This is a genomic window from Micromonospora sp. URMC 107 (genome assembly GCF_051386315.1).
Classification (GTDB): domain Bacteria; phylum Actinomycetota; class Actinomycetes; order Mycobacteriales; family Micromonosporaceae; genus Micromonospora.
The window spans coordinates 1-21,856 of the sequence record NZ_JBPQTK010000040.1 but is presented as its reverse complement, the minus strand read 5'-3'; the positions used below and the strand labels follow the sequence as shown (position 1 = coordinate 21,856).

At 74.8% G+C, this 21,856-nt stretch carries 27 protein-coding genes; 25 read left to right on the top strand and 2 right to left on the bottom strand.

The genetic code is table 11. The features are described from left to right. Positions 1-127: 127 nt before the first annotated feature. From ftsZ to ACSNN9_RS12200, 13 genes are all read left to right on the top strand, one after another. Positions 128-1,243, top strand: a complete 1,116-nt coding sequence (ftsZ, locus tag ACSNN9_RS12260) for a cell division protein FtsZ (protein ID WP_357883525.1) — start codon at positions 128-130, stop codon at positions 1,241-1,243. A gap of 8 nt (positions 1,244-1,251) precedes the next feature. Continuing rightward, positions 1,252-1,998: a YggS family pyridoxal phosphate-dependent enzyme gene (locus ACSNN9_RS12255; RefSeq protein ID WP_436673171.1), complete on the top strand. Its 747-nt coding sequence runs from the start codon at positions 1,252-1,254 to the stop codon at positions 1,996-1,998. 191 nt (positions 1,999-2,189) lie between these two features. Next, complete coding sequence (locus ACSNN9_RS12250; RefSeq protein WP_436673170.1) at positions 2,190-2,885, top strand: cell division protein SepF; 696 nt, start codon at positions 2,190-2,192, stop codon at positions 2,883-2,885. A 30-nt stretch (positions 2,886-2,915) separates the two neighbouring features. Beyond that, on the top strand, positions 2,916-3,221 hold the full coding sequence (locus tag ACSNN9_RS12245; protein WP_088999245.1) for a YggT family protein: 306 nt from the start codon (positions 2,916-2,918) through the stop codon (positions 3,219-3,221). A gap of 44 nt (positions 3,222-3,265) precedes the next feature. After that, complete coding sequence (locus tag ACSNN9_RS12240) at positions 3,266-4,072, top strand: DivIVA domain-containing protein (protein WP_436673169.1); 807 nt, start codon at positions 3,266-3,268, stop codon at positions 4,070-4,072. 76 nt (positions 4,073-4,148) lie between these two features. Next, positions 4,149-4,769, top strand: coding sequence for a hypothetical protein (locus tag ACSNN9_RS12235; protein WP_436673168.1), 621 nt, complete (start codon positions 4,149-4,151; stop codon positions 4,767-4,769). Positions 4,770-4,788: 19 nt separating this feature from the next. After that, a complete protein-coding gene (locus ACSNN9_RS12230; protein ID WP_436673167.1) occupies positions 4,789-5,088 on the top strand; it encodes a DUF167 domain-containing protein in 300 nt (99 codons plus the stop codon). Between the two features lie 22 nt (positions 5,089-5,110). Next, on the top strand, positions 5,111-6,610 hold the full coding sequence (locus ACSNN9_RS12225) for a potassium/proton antiporter (RefSeq protein WP_436673166.1): 1,500 nt from the start codon (positions 5,111-5,113) through the stop codon (positions 6,608-6,610). A gap of 222 nt (positions 6,611-6,832) precedes the next feature. Continuing rightward, positions 6,833-7,252, top strand: coding sequence for a TraR/DksA family transcriptional regulator (locus ACSNN9_RS12220; protein WP_121400566.1), 420 nt, complete (start codon positions 6,833-6,835; stop codon positions 7,250-7,252). Between the two features lie 66 nt (positions 7,253-7,318). Then, entirely contained in the window at positions 7,319-7,951 is a 633-nt protein-coding gene (gene lspA, locus ACSNN9_RS12215) for a signal peptidase II (protein ID WP_436673165.1), read from the top strand. Continuing rightward, a complete protein-coding gene (locus ACSNN9_RS12210; RefSeq protein ID WP_436673164.1) occupies positions 7,948-8,892 on the top strand; it encodes an RluA family pseudouridine synthase in 945 nt (314 codons plus the stop codon). The genes lspA and ACSNN9_RS12210 overlap by 4 nt, the downstream gene beginning before the upstream one ends. 355 nt (positions 8,893-9,247) lie before the next feature. Beyond that, positions 9,248-10,897 (top strand): AAA family ATPase, encoded by a 1,650-nt coding sequence (locus ACSNN9_RS12205; RefSeq protein WP_436673163.1) that lies wholly within the window; start codon positions 9,248-9,250, stop codon positions 10,895-10,897. Between the two features lie 56 nt (positions 10,898-10,953). Beyond that, positions 10,954-11,853: a DUF2567 domain-containing protein gene (locus ACSNN9_RS12200; RefSeq protein ID WP_436673162.1), complete on the top strand. Its 900-nt coding sequence runs from the start codon at positions 10,954-10,956 to the stop codon at positions 11,851-11,853. Here ACSNN9_RS12200 and ACSNN9_RS12195 read toward each other — a convergent pair. Then, the gene (locus tag ACSNN9_RS12195) at positions 11,768-12,469 is read right to left on the bottom strand and encodes an LON peptidase substrate-binding domain-containing protein (RefSeq protein WP_436673161.1); all 702 of its coding nucleotides are present in this window, start codon (positions 12,467-12,469) and stop codon (positions 11,768-11,770) included. The two genes, ACSNN9_RS12200 and ACSNN9_RS12195, sit on opposite strands and share 86 nt — an antisense overlap. Positions 12,470-12,575: 106 nt before the next feature. Between ACSNN9_RS12195 and hisD the strand changes: the two genes are divergently transcribed. The 12 genes from hisD to hisF all read left to right on the top strand — a co-directional run bounded on the left by hisD (position 12,576) and on the right by hisF (position 21,156). Then, positions 12,576-13,898 (top strand): histidinol dehydrogenase, encoded by a 1,323-nt coding sequence (gene hisD / locus ACSNN9_RS12190; protein WP_436673160.1) that lies wholly within the window; start codon positions 12,576-12,578, stop codon positions 13,896-13,898. A gap of 67 nt (positions 13,899-13,965) precedes the next feature. Further along, positions 13,966-15,036: a histidinol-phosphate transaminase gene (locus ACSNN9_RS12185; protein ID WP_436673159.1), complete on the top strand. Its 1,071-nt coding sequence runs from the start codon at positions 13,966-13,968 to the stop codon at positions 15,034-15,036. Between the two features lie 55 nt (positions 15,037-15,091). Further along, positions 15,092-15,703, top strand: coding sequence for an imidazoleglycerol-phosphate dehydratase HisB (gene hisB, locus ACSNN9_RS12180; protein WP_357876546.1), 612 nt, complete (start codon positions 15,092-15,094; stop codon positions 15,701-15,703). 226 nt (positions 15,704-15,929) lie between these two features. Further along, positions 15,930-16,103, top strand: coding sequence for a hypothetical protein (locus tag ACSNN9_RS12175; protein ID WP_436673158.1), 174 nt, complete (start codon positions 15,930-15,932; stop codon positions 16,101-16,103). Positions 16,104-16,158: 55 nt separating this feature from the next. After that, a complete protein-coding gene (gene hisH / locus ACSNN9_RS12170) occupies positions 16,159-16,791 on the top strand; it encodes an imidazole glycerol phosphate synthase subunit HisH (protein ID WP_436673157.1) in 633 nt (210 codons plus the stop codon). A 96-nt stretch (positions 16,792-16,887) separates the two neighbouring features. Further along, positions 16,888-17,211 (top strand): hypothetical protein, encoded by a 324-nt coding sequence (locus tag ACSNN9_RS12165; RefSeq protein ID WP_436673156.1) that lies wholly within the window; start codon positions 16,888-16,890, stop codon positions 17,209-17,211. A 17-nt stretch (positions 17,212-17,228) separates the two neighbouring features. After that, complete coding sequence (priA, locus tag ACSNN9_RS12160; protein ID WP_358091239.1) at positions 17,229-17,954, top strand: bifunctional 1-(5-phosphoribosyl)-5-((5-phosphoribosylamino)methylideneamino)imidazole-4-carboxamide isomerase/phosphoribosylanthranilate isomerase PriA; 726 nt, start codon at positions 17,229-17,231, stop codon at positions 17,952-17,954. Beyond that, the gene (locus tag ACSNN9_RS12155; RefSeq protein ID WP_436673155.1) at positions 17,951-18,340 is read left to right on the top strand and encodes a RidA family protein; all 390 of its coding nucleotides are present in this window, start codon (positions 17,951-17,953) and stop codon (positions 18,338-18,340) included. The genes priA and ACSNN9_RS12155 overlap by 4 nt, the downstream gene beginning before the upstream one ends. Positions 18,341-18,418: 78 nt before the next feature. Then, positions 18,419-18,865 carry a MarR family winged helix-turn-helix transcriptional regulator gene (locus ACSNN9_RS12150; RefSeq protein ID WP_358091237.1) on the top strand — a complete coding sequence of 149 codons (447 nt, stop codon included), beginning with the start codon at positions 18,419-18,421 and terminating at the stop codon, positions 18,863-18,865. A gap of 5 nt (positions 18,866-18,870) precedes the next feature. Then, positions 18,871-19,296 carry an organic hydroperoxide resistance protein gene (locus tag ACSNN9_RS12145; RefSeq protein WP_436673185.1) on the top strand — a complete coding sequence of 142 codons (426 nt, stop codon included), beginning with the start codon at positions 18,871-18,873 and terminating at the stop codon, positions 19,294-19,296. Continuing rightward, positions 19,293-20,294 (top strand): NADP-dependent oxidoreductase, encoded by a 1,002-nt coding sequence (locus ACSNN9_RS12140; protein WP_436673154.1) that lies wholly within the window; start codon positions 19,293-19,295, stop codon positions 20,292-20,294. Before ACSNN9_RS12145 ends, ACSNN9_RS12140 begins: the two co-directional genes overlap by 4 nt. A gap of 94 nt (positions 20,295-20,388) precedes the next feature. After that, positions 20,389-21,156 (top strand): imidazole glycerol phosphate synthase subunit HisF, encoded by a 768-nt coding sequence (gene hisF / locus ACSNN9_RS12135; protein ID WP_357876562.1) that lies wholly within the window; start codon positions 20,389-20,391, stop codon positions 21,154-21,156. Between the two features lie 36 nt (positions 21,157-21,192). Here hisF and ACSNN9_RS12130 read toward each other — a convergent pair whose 3' ends face one another. Then, the gene (locus tag ACSNN9_RS12130; RefSeq protein WP_436673153.1) at positions 21,193-21,654 is read right to left on the bottom strand and encodes a hypothetical protein; all 462 of its coding nucleotides are present in this window, start codon (positions 21,652-21,654) and stop codon (positions 21,193-21,195) included. Positions 21,655-21,856 lie beyond the last annotated feature (202 nt).

The following is a 21,856-nucleotide window of genomic DNA, read 5'->3' as shown; positions in this document are numbered from 1 at the left end:
GTGTAAGCCTCTAGTAGAGGGTGAGGGTTTGATCCTCACGCTCACTGGTGACAGCTGTCGTCGGCCGCTGGTTTGGCCAGGCCTTACCCGGTCGGCCCATGCCAATCTCGAAGGGAAAGGACCGGAGATGACACCTCCGCACAACTACCTGGCGGTCATCAAGGTCGTCGGCATCGGTGGCGGCGGCGTCAACGCCGTCAACCGGATGATCGAGGTTGGGCTCAAGGGCGTCGAGTTCATCGCGATCAACACCGACGCGCAGGCGCTGCTCATGAGCGACGCCGACGTCAAGCTCGACGTCGGCCGCGAGCTGACCCGTGGGCTCGGCGCCGGCGCCAACCCCGACGTCGGCAAGAACGCCGCCGAGGACCACCGCGACGAGATCGAGGAGGTGCTCAAGGGCGCCGACATGGTCTTCGTGACCTGCGGCGAGGGCGGCGGCACCGGTACCGGCGGCGCGCCCGTGGTGGCGAACATCGCCCGCAAGCTCGGCGCGCTGACCATCGGCGTGGTCACCCGGCCGTTCTCGTTCGAGGGCAAGCGCCGCCAGGTGCAGGCGGAGTCCGGAATAGACGAGCTGCGCAACCAGTGCGACACGCTGATCGTCATCCCCAACGACCGGCTGCTGGCGCTCGGCGACCGCAACATCAGCATGATGGACGCGTTCCGCACCGCCGACCAGGTGCTGCTCTCCGGTGTCCAGGGCATCACCGACCTGATCACCACGCCGGGTCTGATCAACCTGGACTTCGCGGACGTCAAGAGCGTGATGAGCGGCGCGGGCAGCGCGCTCATGGGCATCGGCAGCGCGCGCGGCGAGAACCGCGCCGTCGAGGCGGCCGAGGCGGCCATCTCCAGCCCGCTGCTGGAGCAGAGCATGGACGGCGCGCGCGGCGTGCTGCTCTCCATCGCCGGCGGGTCGGACCTCGGCCTGTTCGAGATCAACGACGCGGCCCAGCTCGTCACCGACGCGGCCCACCCGGACGCGAACATCATCTTCGGTGCCGTCATCGACGACGCGCTCGGCGACGAGGTGCGGGTCACCGTCATCGCGGCGGGCTTCGACGGGGGCGCCCCGGCCTACAAGGCGGCCGAGCCGCCCCGCAAGAGCAACCAGAACCAGCCGGCGCAGCCGAGCGCACCGGTCGCCCCGCCGGCCACCATGCCGGCCCCGCAGCAGTCGCCCCGCCGGGTCCTCTTCGACGACGTCGACGTGCCCGACTTCCTCAAGAACGGTTCCTGAGCACCGCGATGACCGACAGCCAAGCCACGGTGCGTTCGGACCGGCGCGCCGAGATCGCGGCCGGCCTGGGCCGCGTACGCTCCCGGATCGCGGACGCCTGTGCCGCCGCGGGGCGGGACGAGTCCGAGGTCACCATGATCGCGGTGACCAAGACCTACCCGGCCGGGGACGTGGTGGCCCTGGCCGGGCTCGGCGTCGTCGACGTGGGGGAGAACCGCGACCAGGAGGCGGCCGCCAAGGCCGCCGAGGTGGCCGCGGCCGGGGTGACTGCCCGGTGGCACTTCATCGGGCAGTTGCAGCGCAACAAGGCCCGTTCGGTGGTCCGCTACGCCGACGTCGTGCACTCGGTCGACAGTGTCCGGCTGGCGCGGGCGCTGGACGCGGCGTCGTCGGCGGTGCGGGACCGGCCGCTGGAGGTGCTGGTCCAGGTCAGCATCGACGGTGACGCGGCCCGGGGCGGGGCGCTGCCGGACTCGGCCGACCCGGGTGCCGGGCTCGACGCGGTCGCCGAGGCGGTGGCCGGCGCGGAGGCGCTGCGGCTGACCGGCCTGATGGCGGTCGCGCCGCTGGGCTGGGAGCCGGAGCGGGCGTTCGCCCGGCTGGCCGAGGTGGCCGCCGCGTTCCGGACGGTCCACCCGGAAGCCACCGCGCTCTCCGCCGGGATGAGCGGCGACCTGGAGATCGCGATCCGGTACGGCGCGACACATGTCCGCGTCGGCAGCGCGTTGCTCGGAATGCGTCCCACGCTGCGGTAGCCTGACCGCGGGAAGCAAATTACAGCTGTGTTGTTTGAGGGAGCGGCGTCCCGTTGTCGGGGGTCGTGGCACGCGACGCGAATCGCGTGTCAGGGGATTGCCGATCCGCTCCGGTGGGCAAGAGTGGTCCACTCGCGACAAGCGACACGGTACGGGGGCGCGTGCCGCACGGCGGACGGGAAGGGCGCGGGATGGGTGCACTGCGCAAGGCGGGGGTCTGGCTCGGTCTGGTCGAAGAGGACGACGAGCGGGCCTACGACGACGGTGGCTACGACAAGGGTGGCTACCGCGATTCGCGCTACCGGCAGAGCCGGTACTCGGAGGAGTTCGCCGACGAGGACGAGGACGACTCCGAGGAGCCTCCGGCGCCCCGGTCCCGGATCGGTGACCGTGGCCGGCTCTCCGAGCGCGCCGCCGCCCGGGCGGCCGACGCCGAGCGGGGCGACACCGACCGGCCGGAGCGGGCCGAGCGGTCCAGCGTCCGCTCGATCACCCGGCCGTCGGCCGGGGACACCTCGGGCGCGTTGACCTACCACACCCGCGACAACCTGGCCCTGGCGCCGCAGGCACAACCCCGGGAGCGTGCGGTGATGGCCGAGGAGGAGCAGCGTTACCAGATCACCACGCTGCACCCCACCACGTACCGCGAGGCGCGCACCATCGGTGAGCACTTCCGGGACGGCGTTCCGGTGATCATCAACCTCACCGAGATGGACGAGGCGGACGCGCGTCGACTTGTCGACTTCGCCGCCGGCCTCGCGTTCGGGCTGCGGGGTACGATCGAGCGCGTGACCAATCGGGTGTTCCTGCTCTCACCGGCCAACGTCCAGGTCACCGCGGAGGACAAGGCCAAGATCGCCGAGGGCGGCTTCTTCAGCCTGAGCTAGCCCCGCCCGACCCGAGGGACGTCACCTGCCGTGTTGTCGATCGTGCTGCAAGTGCTGTATCTGGTGCTGTACTTCTTCCTGCTCGTCCTGCTGGCCCGGTTCGTCCTGAGCGCCGTCCTGCAGTACGGCCGCCGCTGGCAGCCGGGGCGCGGGGCATCGGTAGGGCTGGAAATCGTGTGGAGCGTCACTGATCCCCCTCTCAACGCGTTGAGGCGTGTGATCCCTCCGTTGCGAATTGGTACCGTGAGCATCGACCTGGCCTCACTTGTGCTCCTGGTTATCCTGTTCGTGCTGATGGAGTTCGTGTTGAGGCGGTCGATCATCGGCACCGTCTGATGACCGACGCGCTTTCGCGGCCGCAACTGACCCGAGGAGTTTCGATGCCGCTGACCCCGGCCGACGTCCACAACGTCGCCTTCAAAAAGCCGCCGATCGGCAAGCGGGGCTACGACGAGGAGGAGGTCGACGCTTTCCTGGACGAGGTCGAGCGCGAGCTTGCCCGTCTCATCGAGGAGAACAACGAGCTGCGCGCCCAGGTGGAGCGCGGCGGCCGTGGTGGCGCCCCCGCCGGCCCCGGCGGCGACGCCCGTCTCGCGGCGGAGCTCAACGACGTCAAGGCCCAGCTCGACCGGGTGCAGCGCGACAAGGCGGCGGCCGAGCAGGCTGCCCGCGCGATGCAGGCCGAGCTGGAGCAGGTCCGTACCGCCGGTGGCCCGGCGGTCGGCGGTGACGGCGAGCAGCAGGCGCTGCGGGTGCTGATGATGGCCCAGCGGACGGCCGACGACCACGTCTCCGACGCCCGTCGCGAGGCCGACCAACTGCTCTCCGAGGCCCGTTCCAAGGCCGAGGAGGTCACCCGCGAGGCCCGCGCCAAGGCAGACGCCCTGGAGCGCGACGCCCGCCAGCGGCACCAGGAGGCCATGGGCGGCCTGGACGCCAAGCGCACCGCCCTGCAGAAGCACATCGAGGAGCTCAAGCAGTTCGAGCGCGAGTACCGCACCCGGCTCAAGGCCTACCTGGAGAGCCAGCTGCGTGACCTCGACGGTCGCGGCCAGGGCCTGGAGGCCGAGATGACCCGGGGTGTCGAGGGCACCCGAGCCGCCAGCGGCGGCAACGGGCTGGCCACGGCCGGTCTCGCCGGCTCCTACGGCGGCGGTCGTTCCGGCGCTCTCGAAGCCGGTCGCTGAACCATCGGTCGGCGACCGTCGCCACCATGACGGTCGCCGACCTCGCCTCATCAGCACGACGCGGCGGGGGTGAGCCGTGATAGTCGCCAGTCTCCTGCTCATCCTCGTCGCGGTGGTGCTGCTGGTGCTCGGCCTGGCCGGTGGCTCCAGCGTTCTCCTGACCATCTCCATCGCGGCCAGCCTGTTGGCCGCCGTCGCGCTGGTCGCGGGCGCCCGCCAGGCGGCCGCGGACCGGGCGACGGCGGATCCGGGCCGGCCGGGGTGGCGGCCTCGCCGGGCGACCCGCCCGGCCGGGCCGGCCTTCGCCGGCGGGCCGCCGGTGGAGCCGGAGATCGCCGTCCAGCACGTTCCTCCCACGGTCGACGCCGACGGCACCGGGTGGCGGCAACCACCCGAGCCGTCGGCGACCGACGATGATGTCCCGGCGGCCACGCCCGGCGCCGGCCCCGCCGTGCCGTACGACGACGAGCCGCCCGCGCAGAACGTCACGCCGGTCGAGGCCGCCCGGGTGGCCCGCCTCGACGCCGAGGTGCGGGTGGTCGACGGGCGGCCCCGCTACCACCTGGCCGACTGCGCCTACCTCGCGGGCCGGGAGCACGAGCCGCTGCCGGTCGCCGAGGCCGTCGACCTCGGCTTCACCCCGTGCGCCCGCTGCGCGCCCGACACCGCCCTCGCCGCCGACGCCGGTCGGATTTGAGCGGCGGGACGGTTCCCTGATGGACGCCACGCTGACCGTCGCGGTCCGGGTGAAGCCCGGCTCCGCCCGGGCCCGCGTCGGCGGCCGCTTCGACGGGCCGCACGGGCCCGCCCTCGTGATCGCGGTGAACGCCCCGGCCGTGGACGGGCGGGCCACCGAGGCGGCCCGGCGGGCGCTGGCCGGTGCGCTGGGCGTACGGCCGGGCGTGGTGTCGTTGCGGGCCGGCGCCGCCAGCCGCGACAAGCTCTTCCTGGTCGAGGGCCCCGCCCCCGAGCTGGCGGAGGCACTGCGCCGGCTGCGCGACGGGGCCGCCGGGTGACCGACGCCGGGGCCGGGCGGCGGTGACGCCGGGGCTGGATCTCGCGCTCCTGCTCGGCGCGGGTGTCCTGCTGGTCGCGGTCGGCGCCGTCCGTCTCTCCACCCGGCTCGGCGTGCCGAGCCTCCTGGTCTACCTGGCCCTCGGGGTGGCGATCGGGGAGGCGGGGCTGGGCATCCGCTTCGACGACGCCGAGCTGACCCGGACCCTGGGCTTCTGCGCGCTCATCGTGATCATCGCCGAGGGCGGGCTGACCGCCCGGTGGAGCACCCTGCGGCCGGTGCTCGGGCTGGCCGCCCTGCTCTCCACGGTCGGCGTGGTGGTCAGCATCCTGGTCGTCGGCCTCGTGGTGCACCTGCTGCTGGGCCTGGACTGGCGGCTGGCCCTGCTCTACGGCGCGGTGCTCTCCTCCACCGACGCGGCGGCGGTCTTCGCCACGCTGCGCCGGCTGCGGCTGCCGCCGCGCCTGGTGGCCACCCTGGAGGCGGAGTCGGGGATGAACGACGCCCCGGTCGTGCTGCTGGTGGTGCTGCTGTCCCGGGAGGGGATCACCCACCCGTGGTGGTACGAGGTCTCCCTGGTGAGCTACGAGCTGGGCGCCGGCGCGGCGGTCGGCTTCGCGGCCGGCGTGGGCGGGCGGTGGGCGCTGCGCCGGGCGGCGCTGCCGTCGGCGGGGCTCTACCCGATCGCGGCGGTCGGGTTGACGGTGTTCGCCTACGCGGCCGGCGCGGTGCTGCACGCCTCGGGCTTCCTCGCCGTCTACGTGGCGGGGGTGATCCTCGGCAACGCCCGGCTGCCGCACCGGCAGGCGATCCTCGGCTTCGCCGACGGCCTCGCGTGGCTGGCCCAGATCGGGCTCTTCGTACTGCTCGGGCTGCTCGTCTCGCCGGGCCGGCTGGGCTCGGCGGTGCTGCCGGCGGTGGTCGCCGGGCTGGCACTGGTCCTGCTGGCCCGGCCGCTGTCGGTGGCGGCGTCCGCACTGCCGTTCCGGTTCGACCTGCGCGAGCAGGCGTTCCTGTCCTGGGCGGGGCTGCGTGGGGCGGTGCCGATCGTGCTCGCCACCATCCCGCTGTCGCAGCGGGTGCCCGGCGCCGACCGGCTCTTCGACGCGGTCTTCGTACTGGTGGTGATCTTCACGCTGCTGCAGACCGGGACGCTGGGTCCGGTGGCCCGCCGGCTGCGGGTGACCGCGCCGGCCGAGCCGACCGAGATCCGGGTGGAGACGGCACCGCTGGAGCGGATGGGCGCGGACCTGCTCCAGTTGGAGGTGCCGCCCGGCTCGCGGCTGGCGGGGGTGCACGTCGACGAGTTGCGGCTGCCGCTGGGCGCCTCGGTGACGCTGGTGCTGCGCGACGGGGCGGGTGTCGTGCCCGGCCCGGACTTCCGGCTCAAGACCGGCGACAGCATGTTGATCGTGGCCACCGCCGGGGTCCGCGACGAGACGGAGCGGCGGCTGCGGGCGGTCAGTCGGCGGGGCCGGCTGGCCCGCTGGTTTGGCGAGTACGGCCGGGGCCCGGACGCGTGATCTGCTAGCGTTCCTTTTGCCCCGGTTAGGGATGACTAGGGGCCGAACGTCGGTGCGTCGGTGCGGCACGTTGTCGTGCGCCTGTACGTTCCGTATTCTTGCGAACCTCCGGAGTGCGCGGCGCCGTCGCCGCGCGCCCCTTTTGTACCTGGGGGCGCCGATGCCGGCGGCCCCTGTCCAGGTGCCGCGGACCGCCGCGGTTCCGCGGCCGAGGGAGCGACGATGGCGAAGCCAGCCGACACCAGGACCGCCGGCCGGAAGCCGGTGGCGAAGGCCACCCGCAGCGCTGCGGAGACCGAGAAGATCCGGGCGGCCCTGGCGGCGCGGCGCGACGAGTTGCGCGCCGAGTACGATCGGACGCTGAGCGAGATCACCGAGCTGCAGCGCGACCGGCTGACCGACTCGGCCGGGGACGACCAGGCCGACACCGGGACCAAGACGTTCGAGCGTGAGCAGGAGATCTCTCTCGCCAACAGCATCCTGGAACGGATCACGCAGGTCGAGCGCGCGCTGGAGCGGCTCGACGAGGGTGGCTACGGCTGGTGCGAGCGGTGCGGCAACCCCATCCCGGTGGAGCGGCTCGCCGCGTTCCCGTCGGCCACCCTCTGCGTGACGTGCAAGCAGCTGGAGGAGCGGCGCTGAGGCCCGCTCCCCGGCGGCCATGGGAGGCGGCGCGCGAGCGTCGCCGCGAGCGTCGATGGGGAGCAGATGTCCGAAGCACCGCCCGCAGGGCCCGGCAGCGCTGAGCCGGGTGCCGGCAGCGCCGAGCCGAGGGCCGGCACGCCCCACCGCCGGGCCGTCGTCACCCTGTTCGGCATCGCGCTGACCGTGCTCGCCGCCGACGCGGCCACCAAGCACCTCGCCCTGGGGGCCCTGGAAAACCGGGAGCCGGTCCGGTTGCTCGGCGGCGCGGTCTACCTCAGCCTCACCCGCAACAGCGGCGCGGCGTGGAGCATCGGCGCCGACTACACCTGGGTCTTCCCGCTGATCACCGTCGGGGTGGTCGGTTGGATCGTCTGGATGGCGCTGCGCCTGCGCTCGCTGCCGTGGGGGATCTCGCTGGGCCTGGTGCTGGGCGGGGCCCTGGGCAACTTCGTCGACCGGGTCTTCCGCGCCCCGGGCTGGTTCGTGGGGCACGTGGTGGACATGGTCAGCGTCTTCGCACCGTACGGCCGGGTCTTTCCGGTGTTCAACCTGGCCGACAGCGCCCTGGTCTGCGGCGTGCTGCTCGCCCTCCTGCTGGAGCTGACCGGCCGGCAGCGCGACGGCAGCCGGATCGGCCACGGCGCGGCCACCGACGAGCCGGCGCGGGCCGACGCCGGGCAGCGGGAGCGGGCATGACCGCCGCCTTCGCCGCTGGCGGCGACCACCGTTCCCTGCCCGTTCCCGACGGCCTCGACGGCATGCGGCTCGACCAGGCCGTGTCGCGGCTGTTCGGGCTGTCCCGCACCGCCGCCGCGGCCCTGGTCGACGCCGGCGACGCGCTGGTCGACGGGGTCGCCCGACCCAACTCCCACCGGGTGAAGGCCGGCTCGTGGCTGGAGGTGACCCTGCCCGCGCCGGTCGCCCCGCCCACCGTGGTGCCGCAGGCGGTGCCCGGGCTGCGGGTGGTGTACGCCGACGACGACATCGTGGTGGTGGACAAGCCGGTCGGCGTCGCGGCCCACCCGAGCCCCGGCTGGACCGGCCCGACGGTGATCGGCGCGCTGGCCGCCATCGGGCACCGCATCTCGACCAGCGGCGCCGCCGAGCGGCAGGGCGTGGTGCACCGGCTCGACGTGGGCACCACGGGCATCATGGTGGTCGCCAAGAGCGAGCAGGCCTACACCGCGTTGAAGCGGGCGTTCAAGTACCGCGAGGTGGAGAAGCGCTACCACGCGGTGGTGCAGGGGCACCTCGACCCGCTGCGCGGCACCATCGACGCCCCGATCGACCGGCACCCCACCCACGACTACCGCTGGGCGGTGGTCTCCGGCGGCAAGCCGAGCATCACCCACTACGACACGGTGGAGGCGTTCCCGGCCGCGAGCCTGGTCGACGTCCGGCTGGAGACCGGGCGGACCCACCAGATCCGGGTGCACTTCTCCACGCTGCGGCACCCGTGCGTGGGTGACCTCACCTACGGCGCAGACCCGACGCTCTCCGCCCGGCTGGGCCTGGCCCGGCAGTGGCTGCACGCCCGGTCGTTGAGCTTCCTGCACCCCCGCACGGGGGACGAGGTGCGCTTCGTCAGCGACTACCCTGACGACCTGGACCGCGCGCTCGAGATCCTCCGCGACTGAGCGTCGTCCCGCCCGTGACGATCCGACGAGGGACATCCCCGCCCACCGCCCGACGGGGCCGCTCTCCGGGACCGGCCCCGGCGGCCGGCCGGGACCCGTCGCCGATCCCGGCGGTGGGCGAAACGTCGGAACCCGCACCGGGCGTGACGGACGCGTCACCCGCCTCGGTCGGGTCACCGCCCGGCGGGCCGCGTCCGCTGGCCCTGTCGACCTCGGCAGACGCCAACGGCGGCGGCACACCGGGCTCCGTGCCGTGACGGGAGGAAGAACCGAAGGTGCGTAGACGGGTGTGGTCCGAATAGGGTTTCGTTCGTAGCCTGTCAGACGGGCATCGATGGCGCTGGGAGGGCGAGCCGTGGAGGGCAGCGAGACCGGCTGGGGGCGGCCGGCCGAACCAGCACCGCGGTGGCGGGCGCTGCTCGACCGGGCCCGGCACGGCAGCCGCACGGCCGAGCAGGCCGAAGCCGACCGGCACGCCGATCCGCCGCCCCTCCCACCGGAGCCGCTGCCCCGCCGCTCGTCGGGCAACGGCTACGCCGCGCGGGTGCCGGCCATCGGGCGGGCCCCCGAGCCGTACGTGCCGGAGCCCGGCCCGCCGCCGTACGGCGCGGAGTACGGTCGCCCGGTCGACGCCGGCTACCGGGCCGAGGCCACCTACCGGGTGGAGCCGGCCTACCGGATGGAACCGGCCGAGCCCGCCTACCGGGTGGAGCCGGAGTACCCACCCGAGCCCGCCTACCGCGCGGAGCCGGAGTACCCACCCGAGCCCGCCTACCGCGCCGCCCCGATCGAGCCCACCTACCGGTCTGATCCCGTCGAGCCCACCTACCGGTCTGATCCCGTCGAGCCCACCTACCGGGCCGATCCGGAATATCCCGCCGAGCCGGCGTACCGGGTGCCGGCCCAGCCCCCGCCGCCCCGCATCGAGTCCGAGCCGCGCCGCGGCCCGGGGCCGGTCGAGTCGCGCTACGCGGTGCTGGACAACGGCTACCGGCACGAGCCGCCCCCGGTCGAGTCCCGCTACGCGGTGCTCGACAACGGCTACCGCTCCCGGCGCGCCCACCAGACGCCGCCCCCGCCCGCCGCGCCACCACCGACCGCCGCGGCGGTGGCCGCCGTGCCGCCGCCCGCCGCGCCGGTGGCCGCCGATCGGGGCTATCCGGCGCGCGTCGAGTGGCGCCCACGCGGCGCGGAGAACGAGCTGGAGCGCGCCGTCGGGGTGCTCCGCCGCGACCTTGGCACCCCCCGGGTGCTCGCGTTCGCCAACCCGAAGGGCGGGGTGCACAAGACCACCGCCACCGTGCTGGCCGCGGCGACCGTCGGCAGCGTACGCGGGCGGGGCGTGCTGGCCTGGGACGACAACGAGCTGCGCGGCACGCTGGGGCTGCGCGCCGGCAGCGCCCGGCACGCCCGGACCATCCGGCACCTGGTCAGCGATCTCGCCCACGTCGAGATCAAGGAGGGGCCCGAGCTGCTGGAGCACCTGGACGACTACCTGCGGCACGCCTCCGACGGCTCGTACGACGTGCTGGCCGGCGAGGAGAGCCCGCGGTTCGCCCAGCGGCTCGACCAGTTCACCGTCCGGCGGGTGCTGGAGCTGCTGCGGCGCACCCACGACGTGGTCTGCGTGGACACCGGCAACAACGTGGAGAGCGCCAACTGGCGCACCGTCATGCAGGCGGCGGACCAGCTCGTGGTGACCACCGTGCCGCGTGAGGACGCCGCGTTCAGCGCAGACTGGATGCTCGACCTGCTGCACGAGGTGGGGATGGGGGAGCTGGCCGACAACGCGGTCACCCTGATCTCCTGCCCCACGCCGGGCCGCTCGCCCTTGCAGGACGATCTGGAGCGGCACTTCGCCACCCGCACCCGGGCCGTCGCCGTGGTGCCGTACGACCCGGCGCTGGAGACCGGCTCCTCGATCGAGTACCACCAGCTCCAGCAGGAGACCCGGCAGGCGTGGCTGAAGGCCGCCGCGGTGATGCTGGAGCCGTTCGCCCGGTGAGCGGGCGTGCCGCCACCGGCCACCCACGCCGCCCGCGGGCCTGAGAGGATCACCGGGTGAGTGCGGACACCCCCGAACCCGACCGGCCCGGCCGCCGGCCCGACGAGCCGGGGGCGCCGGCCGCCTGGGCGGAACCCGGCCCGCCGGCCCGCGTCGGCCCCGCCGACCCGCACCGCGCCCGGGAGCCCGTCCCGCCGTACGACGCCACGACCGGCGTCCCGCCGTACGGCGCGGCGGTGGAGTACGTCCCCGGCGGGAGCGGCCTGGAGTACGCCGCCGGCTACCCGCTCGCGCCGCCGGCGGAGCCGGACCTGTCGCGCGGGCGGGCGGTGCGGCTCGCCCTGCTGGCGGTGCTCGCGTCGAGCGTGCTCGGGGTGCCGCTCGGGCTGCTCTGGGCCGCGCTCGCTCCGGACACGCCGGTGCTCAAGGTCGCCGACGGGGCGATCTACGCCGAGCCGCAGCCGGAGCAGCCGATCGCCGCCGACGGCTGGTTCAGCCTGCTGGGGTTGGGCTTCGGGGTGCTCGCCGCGCTCGCGCTGTGGTTCCTGTTGCGCCGGGTACGGGGGCCGGTCGGCCTGCTCGCCGCCGTGTTCGGCGCCTTCGGCGCGGCGCTGGTCGCCTGGCAGGTCGGCCGGCGGATGGGACTGGCCGGCTACGAGCGACTGCTGGAGGACGCGCCGGTCGGCCAGGCCTTCGACAAGCCGGCCGACCTGCGGGCCGGCGGAATCGAGTGGCTGCTCGGCGTGCTGCCGGTGCCGCACGGCAACCTGCTGCTGCCCGCGTTCGGCGCGGCCGTGACGTACACCCTGCTGGCCGGCTGGTCGCGCTGGCCCTCGCTGCGCCCGGAGCGCGAGCCCGGCGCACCCGGGCTCAGTTGGGAGTCGGCGGGGACGCCAGCTCCGCCAGCGGCACCGGAACCGCCCGCACCTGGCGCAGCAGCGCCGCCTCGCGGTTGAGCAGGCGCAGCTCGGCGCGGAGCCGGGCGGCGGTGTCGTCGATGGCGAGCAGCCGCTGCCGGTCGGCCACCGTCAGCACGGCCGTGGCCGCCACCAGGTGCGACAGCACCGTCGGGTCCTCCGGCAGCTGCTCGGAGAGCTGCTCCGGGTCGGCGCGGACCAGGCCCAGGTACTGCCGGAAGACCGAGATCACCCGGGCGGCGAGCAGGTCGGCGACCTCGTCGGGCCCGCCCGGCTCGGGCAGCCACTCCACGTCGGCGGTGAGGTAGGGCTCGGCGTCGCGGTCGACGTCGGCGATGCGGAACCTGCGCTTTCCCACCGTGACGATGTCGAAGCCACCGTCGGGGCGCTCGGTGACCTGCCGCAGCTCGGCGGTGCAGCCCACCTCGTGCAGGGTGACGTCGCCGCCGGGCAGCGGCCGGCCGTCCGGCCCGGTGGGGGCGACCTCCCAGCCGGCCCGGATGGCCACCACGCCGAACTCGCGCGGGGCCTCCTCGGGCAGCGCGACCAGGTGGCGGACCAGGGCGCGGTAGCGCTCCTCGAATATGTGCAGCGGCAGCACCAGACCGGGAAAGAGGACCGTTCCGAGCGGAAACACCGGCAGCCGCGCAGTCACGCGTCGAGCGTAGCCCGATCCCGGCGCGGCGGCGTGTCCCGGCTCACCGTCCCGGCGTACGGGCGGCGCCGGTCGCCGTCCGGCCGGGCCGCCTAGACTCGCAAGGGTGTTGAACCGGATCGACCTGCGCGGCGGCGTCCGTGACCCGCGCCGCCTGCTGCCCCGTGCCCAACTCGACGTCTCCGTGGCCGTCGAGCGGATTCGCCCTCTCGTGGAGGCGGTCCGGGAGCATGGTTACGCGGCGATCCGGGAGGCCAGCGAACGGTTCGACGGGGTCTCGCCCGAGGTGCTGCGGGTGCCCGCCGAGGCGATCGCCGAGGCGGAGGGCACCCTCGACCCCGGGGTGCGCGCCGCGCTGCTGGAGTCGATCACCCGGGCCCGGAAGGTGCACGCCGACCAGCGCCGCACCGACCACACCACCCAGGTGGTGCCGGGCGGCACGGTGACCGAGCGCTGGGTGCCGGTCGACCGGGTCGGCCTCTACGTCCCCGGCGGCCTGGCGATGTACCCGTCGACCGTGGTGATGAACGTGGTGCCGGCCCAGGCGGCCGGGGTGCGCTCGCTGGTCGTAACGAGCCCGCCGCAGAAGGACAACGGCGGGCTGCCCGACCCCCGGGTGCTCGCCGCCTGCGCCCTGCTCGGCGTCGACGAGGTCTACGCCGTCGGCGGCGCCCAGGCCGTGGCGATGCTGGCGTACGGCGCGGCGGTCGACGCCGAGGGCGCCGCCCACTGCGACCCGGTCGACATGATCACCGGCCCGGGCAACATCTGGGTCACCGCCGCCAAGCGGCTGCTGCGCGGCGTCGTCGGCATCGACGCCGAGGCCGGCCCGACCGAGATCGCGATCCTGGCCGACGACACCGCCGACCCGGCGCACGTCGCGGCCGACCTGGTCAGCCAGGCCGAGCACGACCCCCTCGCGGCCAGCGTGCTGGTGACCCCCTCGGTCGAGCTGGTCGAGGCCGTCGAGCGGGAGCTGGCCCGGCAGGTGCCGGCCACCAAGCACGCCGAGCGGGTCACCACCGCGCTCACCGGCGAGCAGAGCGGCGTCGTCCTGGTCGACGACCTCGACGCCGGGCTGCGGGTGGTCGACGCGTACGCGGCCGAGCACCTGGAGATCCAGACCCGCGACGCGCGCGAGTGGGCGATGCGGGTGCGCAACGCCGGGGCGATCTTCGTCGGCGCCTGGTCGCCGGTGTCGCTGGGCGACTACTGCGCCGGCTCCAACCACGTACTGCCCACCGGTGGCTGCGCCCGGCACTCGTCCGGGCTGTCGGTGCAGTCCTTCCTGCGCGGCATCCACCTGGTCGACTACTCCCAGCAGGCGCTGCGCGAGGTGGCCCCGCACGTGGTCACCCTGGCCACCGTGGAGGACCTGCCGGCGCACGGCCGGGCGGTCCAGGTGCGCTTCCCGGGGGAGCTGGGGTGAGCGGGCGCGGCGGCAGACCCGACCCTCGACGGCCTGGGGCCGTCACCGGGCGGAACGGGGTGGCGGCGTGAGCGGGCTCGACGACCTGCCGATCCGCGACGACCTGCGCGGGCTGTCGCCGTACGGGGCGCCGCAGCTCGACGTGCCCGTGCGGCTGAACACCAACGAGAACTCCTACCCGGTGCCCGAGCCGGTGGTGGACGCGATCGGCAAGGCCCTCGCGGCGGAGCTGCGCGACCTCAACCGCTACCCGGACCGCGACGCCGTGGCGCTGCGCGCCGACCTGGCCGGCTATCTCGGCCACGGGCTCACCGTCGACCACGTGTGGGCGGCGAACGGCTCCAACGAGATCCAGCAGCAGCTGCTCCAGGCGTTCGGCGGGCCGGGGCGCAGCGCGCTCGGCTTCACCCCCGCGTACTCGATGCACCCGCTCCTGGCGCTCGGCACCGGCACCCGGTGGGTGCCGGCCCGCCGCGGCGTCGACTACGGGCTGACCGCCGACGAGGCGGTCGCGCAGGTGCGCGAGCACGCCCCGGACGTGGTCTTCCTCTGCTCACCGAACAACCCCACCGGCACCGCCCTCGACCCGGCGGTGGTCGCCGCGGTGCTGGACGTCGCGCCGGGCATGGTGGTCGTCGACGAGGCGTACGCCGAGTTCGCCCGCCCCGGCACGGTCAGCGCGCTGGCGGTGCTGCCCGGGCATCCGCGGCTGGTGGTGACCCGGACGATGAGCAAGGCGTTCGGCTTCGCCGGTGGCCGGCTCGGCTACCTGGCCGCCGACCCGGCGGTGGTGGCGGCGGTGCAGCTGGTCCGGCTGCCGTACCACCTCTCGGCGCTCACCCAGGCCGCGGCCCGGGCGGCGCTGGCGCACCGCGACGCCCTGCTCGGCACGGTGGCGGCGATCTCCGAGCAGCGCGACCGCATCGTGGCGCGGCTGCGCGACCGGGGGCTGCGGGTGGCCGACAGCGACGCCAACTTCGTGCTGTTCGAGGTCGGGGACGACCAGGCCGTCGCCTGGCGCACCCTGCTCGACGCCGGCGTGCTGGTGCGCGACGTCGGCCTGCCGGGCTGGCTGCGGGTCACCGCCGGCACCCCCGCCGAGACCGACGCCTTCCTCGCCGCCATGGAGAAGATCTAGTGGGAGCGCGAGGAGTGAGCTTGCGAGCCCCGCAGTCGCGACCGAAAGGCAAGCAATGAGCCGGACCGCCCGGGTGGAGCGGATCACCAAGGAGACCAAGGTCCTCGTCGAGATCGACCTCGACGGTGCCGGCCGGGCCGAGATCGGCACCGGGGTCGGCTTCTACGACCACATGCTGCACCAGATCGCCCGGCACGGCGGCTTCGACCTGACCGTGCGCACCGTGGGCGACCTGGAGATCGACGCCCACCACACGATGGAGGACACCGCGCTCGCCCTGGGCGCCGCGTTCGACCAGGCGCTGGGGGACAAGGCCGGCATCCGGCGGTACGGCTCGGCCACCGTCCCGATGGACGAGGTCCTCGTCCGGGCCGCCGTCGACCTCTCCGGCCGCCCGTACGTGGTGCACGACGAGCCGGCGCTGGCGCCGTACATCGGGCCGGTCTACCCGACCAGCATGACCCGGCACATCTGGGAGTCCTTCGGCCAGGCGGCCCGGATCACCCTGCACGTGGACGTGCTGCGGGCGGCCCGACCCGGCGGCCACCCGGACGCGCACCACGTGGTGGAGGCCCAGTTCAAGGCGGTGTCCCGCGCGCTGCGCGAGGCCACGGCGATCGACCCCCGCGCGGCGGGCGCCATCCCCAGCACGAAGGGGGCCCTGTGAGCGTGAGGAACGCAGCGGAGCGGAGTCCCGCAGTCGCGAACGAGAAGGGCTCTGTGAGCGCGAGGAACGCAGCGCAGCGGAGTCCCGCAGTCGCGAACGAGAAGGGCTCTGTGAGCGTGAGGAACGCAGCGCAGCGGAGTCCCGCGGTCGCGAACGGGAAGGGCTCTGTGAGCGTGAGGAACGCAGCGCAGCGGAGTCCCGCGGTCGCGAACGGAAGGCGAATCTGATGGGTGGGGTGCTGCCGTCGTTGCTGCTGATCCTGGCCGGCGTGCTGGTCGGCGGGGCGTGGTCGCTGCACAGGCAGGGCGCCCCGCGCGGCGCGGTGGTCGTCACCGCGCTGCTCGCCGCCCTGGCCACGGCCGCCGGGGTGCTCTGGCTGCTGCCGGGGGAGAGCGCGTGAGCGGGCGGAGCGCGCGGCGGCGTCGCGCCGCCGCCGACCGGAGGGTGGTGACGGCATGAGCCGCGTGGTGGTGCTCGACTACGGGTCGGGCAACCTTCGCTCGGCCGAGCGGGCCCTGGCCCGCGCGGGCGCGGACGTGACGGTGACCGACGACCTGACCGCCGCCGCCGAGGCCGACGGCCTGGTGGTGCCGGGCGTGGGCGCGTTCGCCGCCTGCATGGCCGGGATCGAGGCCCTCGGCGCCGGCCCGGTGATCGCCGAGCGCGTCGAGGCCGGCCGCCCGGTGCTGGGCATCTGCGTGGGCATGCAGGTCCTCTTCGAGCACGGCGACGAGCACGGCGTGGTGACCAAGGGGCTCGGGCTGCTCCCCGGCGGGGTGACCAGGCTGGCCGCCGCCCGGCTGCCGCACATGGGCTGGAACACGGTCGCGGCGCCGGCGGGGTCGGTGCTCTTCGCCGGCCTTCCCACCGACAGCCGGTTCTACTTCGTGCACTCGTACGGGGTCGGGGAGCCGGGCGCGCTGGCGGAGGTAGGCGCCACGGTCACCACCGCCCACCACGAGACGGACTTCGTGGCGGCCGTGGAGCGGGGTTCGCTCTGCGCCGCGCAGTTCCACCCGGAGAAGTCCGCCGACACCGGTGCCGCGCTGCTGCGCAACTGGCTCGCCACGCTCCCCACCGGTGACTGAGCGCCTGTCCGGCGGGGCGGGTCCGCTCCGGCCCGCCAACCGCCCGTCCGCCCGCCCACGGTCGCTCGGCCGGCCGCCCCGTCGGCGGGGCACGTCGTGAGCAAGGAGCGGGCCCGGCGCCGGGCGGCCCGGGAGGCCGAGGCGGCCCGGGAGCGGGTCGTCCGCGAGCGGCGGGCGGCCCGGCGGGCGCGGCGGCGGGCGCTGGTCCGCCGGATGACGCCGTCGCTGCGCCGGGGGCGGACGGGCCGGCTGCCCCGGCACAGCCGCGGCGAGCGGGCCGCCATCGTGCTGCTGACCCTGGTGGCGATGGTCCTGATCTGGTCGTTCGTCGACGATCTCGCGCTGCGGATCGCGCTGGTCGTGCTGTTGCTGCTCGTACTGCCGGCGATCGTGGTGATCGCCCTGGACCGTCGCACCTGACTTCGAGGAGAAATACCGTGAGCCTCACCCTGTTGCCCGCCGTGGACGTCGCCGACGGCCAGGCCGTCCGACTCGTGCAGGGCGCCGCCGGCAGCGAGACGACGTACGGCGACCCGTTGGAGGCCGCGCTGGCCTGGCAGCGGGACGGCGCCGAGTGGATCCACCTGGTCGACCTCGACGCCGCGTTCGGCCGCGGTTCCAACGCGCACCTGCTCGCCGAGGTGGTGCGGCAGCTCGACGTGAAGGTGGAGCTGTCCGGCGGCATCCGCGACGACGAGTCGTTGCGGGCGGCGCTCGGCACCGGGGCCGCCCGGGTGAACATCGGCACCGCCGCCCTGGAGGATCCCGTCTGGTGCGACCGGGTGTGCGGCGAGTTCGGCGACCGGGTGGCGATCGGGCTGGACGTGCGGGGCCGTACCCTCTCGGCCCGGGGCTGGACGCGCGACGGCGGCGACCTCTTCGAGGTACTGGAGCGGCTGGACAAGGCGGGCGCGGCGCGCTACGTCGTCACCGACATCACCAAGGACGGCACCATGCGCGGGCCGAACCTGGACCTGCTGCGCGAGGTCTGCGCCCGCACCGACGCCCCGGTGATCGCCTCCGGTGGGGTCTCCACCCTGGACGACCTGCGGGCGCTGGCCACCCTAGAGCCGATCGGGGTGGAGGGCGTGATCGCCGGCAAGGCGCTCTACGCGGGCGCCTTCACCGTGGCGCAGGCGCTGGAAACCCTGGCCGCGGCGTGACCGTCACGCGGCTCGGCTCGGGCGGCCCGTGGGAGTCGCTGTACGGCTACTGCCGGGTCGTGCGGGCCGGTGACCTGGCCTGGACGGCCGGCTGCACCTCCACCGTCGACGGCGTGGTCACCCACGTCGGCGACGCCGCGGCGCAGACCGCCCAGGCCCTGCGGATCGGGCTGGACGCGCTCGCCGAGGTGGGCGCGGAGCCCGGGGACGTGGTGCGGACCCGGATGTACGTCACCGACCGGACGTACGCCGACGAGGTGGGCCGGGCGCACAACGTGGTCTTCGGCGCGGTCCGCCCGGCGGCCACCATGGTGGTGGTGGCCGGCCTGCTCGACCCGGAGCACCTGGTCGAGGTGGAGCTGGAGGCGTATCTCGGCGACCGCTGAGCCCGCGCGGCGGGTGGCGCCGGTCACCGCGCGCCCCGATGGGTTGTGCACAATCTAATTGCGCGTTACGGTTCCCCGGTGACCGACGACCTGGTGCTGCGCCGGCAGGTGTGCTTCGCGCTCTACGCCGCGTCGCGCGCCCTCACCGACGTCTACCGGCCCGTGCTCGACGAGTTCGGCCTGACCTATCCGCAGTACCTGGTGCTGATGGTGCTCTGGGAGCGCGACGACGACGCCCCCACGGTCTCCGAGCTCGGCGCCGCCCTGCGGCTGGACTCCGGCACGCTCTCCCCGCTGCTCAAGCGGCTGGAGGGGGCGGGGCTGGTCGTCCGGACCCGGTCGGCGCGCGACGAGCGGCGGGTGGAGGTGGGCCTGACCGGCGACGGGCGGGCCCTGCGCGACCGGATGGGCGAGGTGCCGCTGCGGGTCGCCCGCGCCACGGGCCTCACCGAGGCGGAGCTGGTCGCCCTGCGCGACACCCTCACCCGGGTCACCGAGACGATCCACCGACAGAAGGAGCAGTGACCACCATGCAGGTGCTCTACACCGCGTCCGCCCGGGCCACCGGGGACGGTCGGGACGGCCACGTCCGCACCTCCGACGGCACCGTCGACCTGGGGCTCGCCGTGCCGAAGGAGATGGGTGGCGCCGGCGGCGCCGCCAACCCCGAGCAGCTCTTCGCGGCCGGCTACGCCGCCTGCTTCCACTCGGCGCTGCGCCTGGTCGCCCGCAAGGCGAAGGCCGATGTCTCCGGCTCGGTCGTGGAGGCCGAGGTGGGCATCGGCGCCAACGGCGGCGGCGGTTTCGGGCTGACCGTCGCCCTGGTGGTCGACCTGCCGGCCGTCGCGCGCGCCGCCGCCGAGGACCTGGTCGCGCAGGCGCACCAGGTCTGCCCCTACTCGAACGCGACGCGCGGCAACGTCGAGGTGGCGCTGACCGTCCGCGAGGCGCTGTGAGCACCCGCAGCCGGGAGGTCCACCTCGCCTCCCGCCCGGAGGGCTGGCCGACCGCCGAGAACTTCCGGCTGGTGGAGACCGAGGTGCCCACCCCGGGTCCGGGTCAGGTCGTGGTCCGCAACCGGTACGTGTCGGTCGACCCGTACATGCGGGGGCGGATGAACGACGTCAAGTCGTACGTGCCGCCGTTCGCGCTCGACGCGCCGCTGGACGGCGGGGCGGTCGGTGAGGTCGTGGCCAGCGAGGCCGAGGGCGTCCGGCCCGGCGACACCGTGCTGCACGGCCTCGGCTGGCGCGAGTACGCGCTGCTGGACGCGAAGGCCGTCCGGAAGGTCGATCCCGACCTCGCCCCGGTCACCGCCTACCTGAGCGTGCTCGGCATGACCGGGCTGACCGCGTACGCCGGGCTGCTGGAGGTCGCCGGGATGCAGCCGGGGGAGACCGTCTTCGTCTCCGCCGCCGCCGGCGCGGTGGGCAGCCTGGTCGGCCAGATCGCCAAGCTCCGGGGCGCGGCGCACGTGGTCGGCAGCGCGGGCTCGGCGGCCAAGGTCGAGCGGCTGCGGGCGCTCGGCTTCGACGCCGCGTTCGACTACCACGACGGCCCGGTGCGCGACTCGCTGAAGGCCGCCGCCCCCGGCGGCGTCGACGTCTACTTCGACAACGTCGGCGGCGACCACCTGGAGGCGGCGATCTCCGCGATGAAGGTGCACGGCCGGGCCGCGATCTGCGGCATGATCGCGCAGTACAACGCCACCGAGCCGCCGGCCGCGCCGCGCAACCTGGCGCTGCTCATCGGCAAGCGGCTCACCCTGCGCGGTTTCCTGGTCGGCGACCACAACCACCTGCGCGACGAGTTCGTGCGCGAGATGGCCGGCTGGCTGCGCGACGGGAAGGTCTCGTACGACGAGACCGTCGTCGACGGCATCGAGAACGCCCCGGAGGCGTTCCTCGGCCTGCTGCGCGGCGAGAACCTGGGCAAGATGCTCGTCCGGGTCTGAGCGAGGGCGCCGTTGCCGGCGTCATGGCCCCTCGACGCGGTGGCCGGCCTCACCGGCCGGTCACCGCCGGCGCCGGGAAGGATAGGCTCGCGGCATGACGGTGGCGGTGCGGGTCATCCCGTGTCTCGACGTGGACGCCGGTCGGGTGGTCAAGGGGGTCAACTTCCTCGACCTGCGCGACGCCGGCGACCCGGTGGAGCTGGCGGCGGCGTACGACCGGGCCGGCGCGGACGAGCTGACCTTCCTCGACGTCACCGCCTCCTCCAGCGACCGGGGCACCATGCTCGACGTGGTCCGCCGCACGGCGGAGTCGGTCTTCATCCCGCTGACCGTCGGCGGTGGCGTCCGGCAGGTCGCCGACGTCGACACCCTGCTGCGCGCCGGCGCGGACAAGGTCGGGGTGAACACCGCCGCGATCGCCCGTCCGGAGCTGATCGCCGAGATCGCCGACCGGTTCGGCCGGCAGGTGCTGGTGCTCTCGCTGGACGTGCGGCGCGCGCCCGGCGGCGGCACGCCCAGCGGGTTCGAGGTGACCACCCACGGCGGCCGGCGCGGCACCGGGCTGGACGCGGTCGAGTGGGCCCGCCGCGGCGCCGAGCTGGGCGCGGGGGAGATCCTGCTGAACTCGATGGACGCCGACGGCACCAAGGCCGGTTTCGACCTCGAACTCATCGGCGCCGTGCGCCGGGTGGTCGACGTGCCGGTGGTGGCCAGCGGCGGCGCGGGCCAGGTGGCACACTTCCCGCCGGCGATCGGTGCCGGCGCGGACGCGGTGCTCGCCGCCAGCGTCTTCCACTTCGGCGAGCTGACCGTCGCCGAGGTCAAGGACGCGCTGCGCGGGGCGGGCCACCCGGTCCGCTGAGCGCCCGCGTGATCCGCCCGCCGCGCCGGCGGCCGGTCAGTCCCGGCGGGACCGGTTCTCGGGGGAACGCCGGGGCGCCGGGATCGACCGCACCACGTACTCCTGGACGGCGGCGGCGTGGTCGGCCTCGTCCAGGTGCCACTCCGCGCTGACCGGGGCGTGCCGCCGGGCCAGTACGCCCTGCACGGTGTCGACCGTGGTGGCCAGCCCGGCGCTCGGGCGCGTGCGCCAGAGGCGCTCACCGTCGGCGGTGATCCGGAACCAGCCGTCGCTGACGCTGACCAGCCCGGCCCCGACGAGGCGACGGACCGCGGCCTCCACCTCGTGCCGTTCGGGGATCGCCTGGTTGAGGTGGTCGGCGGTGGAGAGCACGTCGGCGAGGCGGACCCCCTCGGGGCGGCGGCTGGACGCCGCGCGGCGGTGCCGTCCCGCACCGCTGGCGATCACCACCGAGACGAAGATCCAGGCATCGCTCCAGCGCCATCCGTTCTCCCCCATGCGAGGATTCTGCCGGGCGTCGCGTCCGAAGGGAACACCGGCGGTCGGCCCGCGTCCCGGACAGGGGTCGTCGCGGACGGGGCTCGGGGTGGTGCGGGGCCACCGCGGCCGACCGGGCGGGCACCGCGCGGGCCACGGCGGGCGGCAGGTGCGCGGCCACGCCAGGCGCGGGCCACGGCGGGCGGCAGGTGCGCGGCCACGC

Coding starts and splice junctions, on each gene's coding strand:
- ftsZ (WP_357883525.1), top strand. CDS start 128: ATGACACCTCCGCACAACTACCTGGCGGTCATCAAGGTCGTCGGCATC.
- ACSNN9_RS12255 (WP_436673171.1), top strand. CDS start 1,252: ATGACCGACAGCCAAGCCACGGTGCGTTCGGACCGGCGCGCCGAGATC.
- ACSNN9_RS12250 (WP_436673170.1), top strand. CDS start 2,190: ATGGGTGCACTGCGCAAGGCGGGGGTCTGGCTCGGTCTGGTCGAAGAG.
- ACSNN9_RS12240 (WP_436673169.1), top strand. CDS start 3,266: ATGCCGCTGACCCCGGCCGACGTCCACAACGTCGCCTTCAAAAAGCCG.
- ACSNN9_RS12230 (WP_436673167.1), top strand. CDS start 4,789: ATGGACGCCACGCTGACCGTCGCGGTCCGGGTGAAGCCCGGCTCCGCC.
- ACSNN9_RS12220 (WP_121400566.1), top strand. CDS start 6,833: ATGGCGAAGCCAGCCGACACCAGGACCGCCGGCCGGAAGCCGGTGGCG.
- lspA (WP_436673165.1), top strand. CDS start 7,319: ATGTCCGAAGCACCGCCCGCAGGGCCCGGCAGCGCTGAGCCGGGTGCC.
- ACSNN9_RS12210 (WP_436673164.1), top strand. CDS start 7,948: ATGACCGCCGCCTTCGCCGCTGGCGGCGACCACCGTTCCCTGCCCGTT.
- hisB (WP_357876546.1), top strand. CDS start 15,092: ATGAGCCGGACCGCCCGGGTGGAGCGGATCACCAAGGAGACCAAGGTC.
- ACSNN9_RS12175 (WP_436673158.1), top strand. CDS start 15,930: ATGGGTGGGGTGCTGCCGTCGTTGCTGCTGATCCTGGCCGGCGTGCTG.
- hisH (WP_436673157.1), top strand. CDS start 16,159: ATGAGCCGCGTGGTGGTGCTCGACTACGGGTCGGGCAACCTTCGCTCG.
- ACSNN9_RS12145 (WP_436673185.1), top strand. CDS start 18,871: ATGCAGGTGCTCTACACCGCGTCCGCCCGGGCCACCGGGGACGGTCGG.
- hisF (WP_357876562.1), top strand. CDS start 20,389: ATGACGGTGGCGGTGCGGGTCATCCCGTGTCTCGACGTGGACGCCGGT.
- ACSNN9_RS12130 (WP_436673153.1), bottom strand. CDS start 21,654: ATGGGGGAGAACGGATGGCGCTGGAGCGATGCCTGGATCTTCGTCTCG.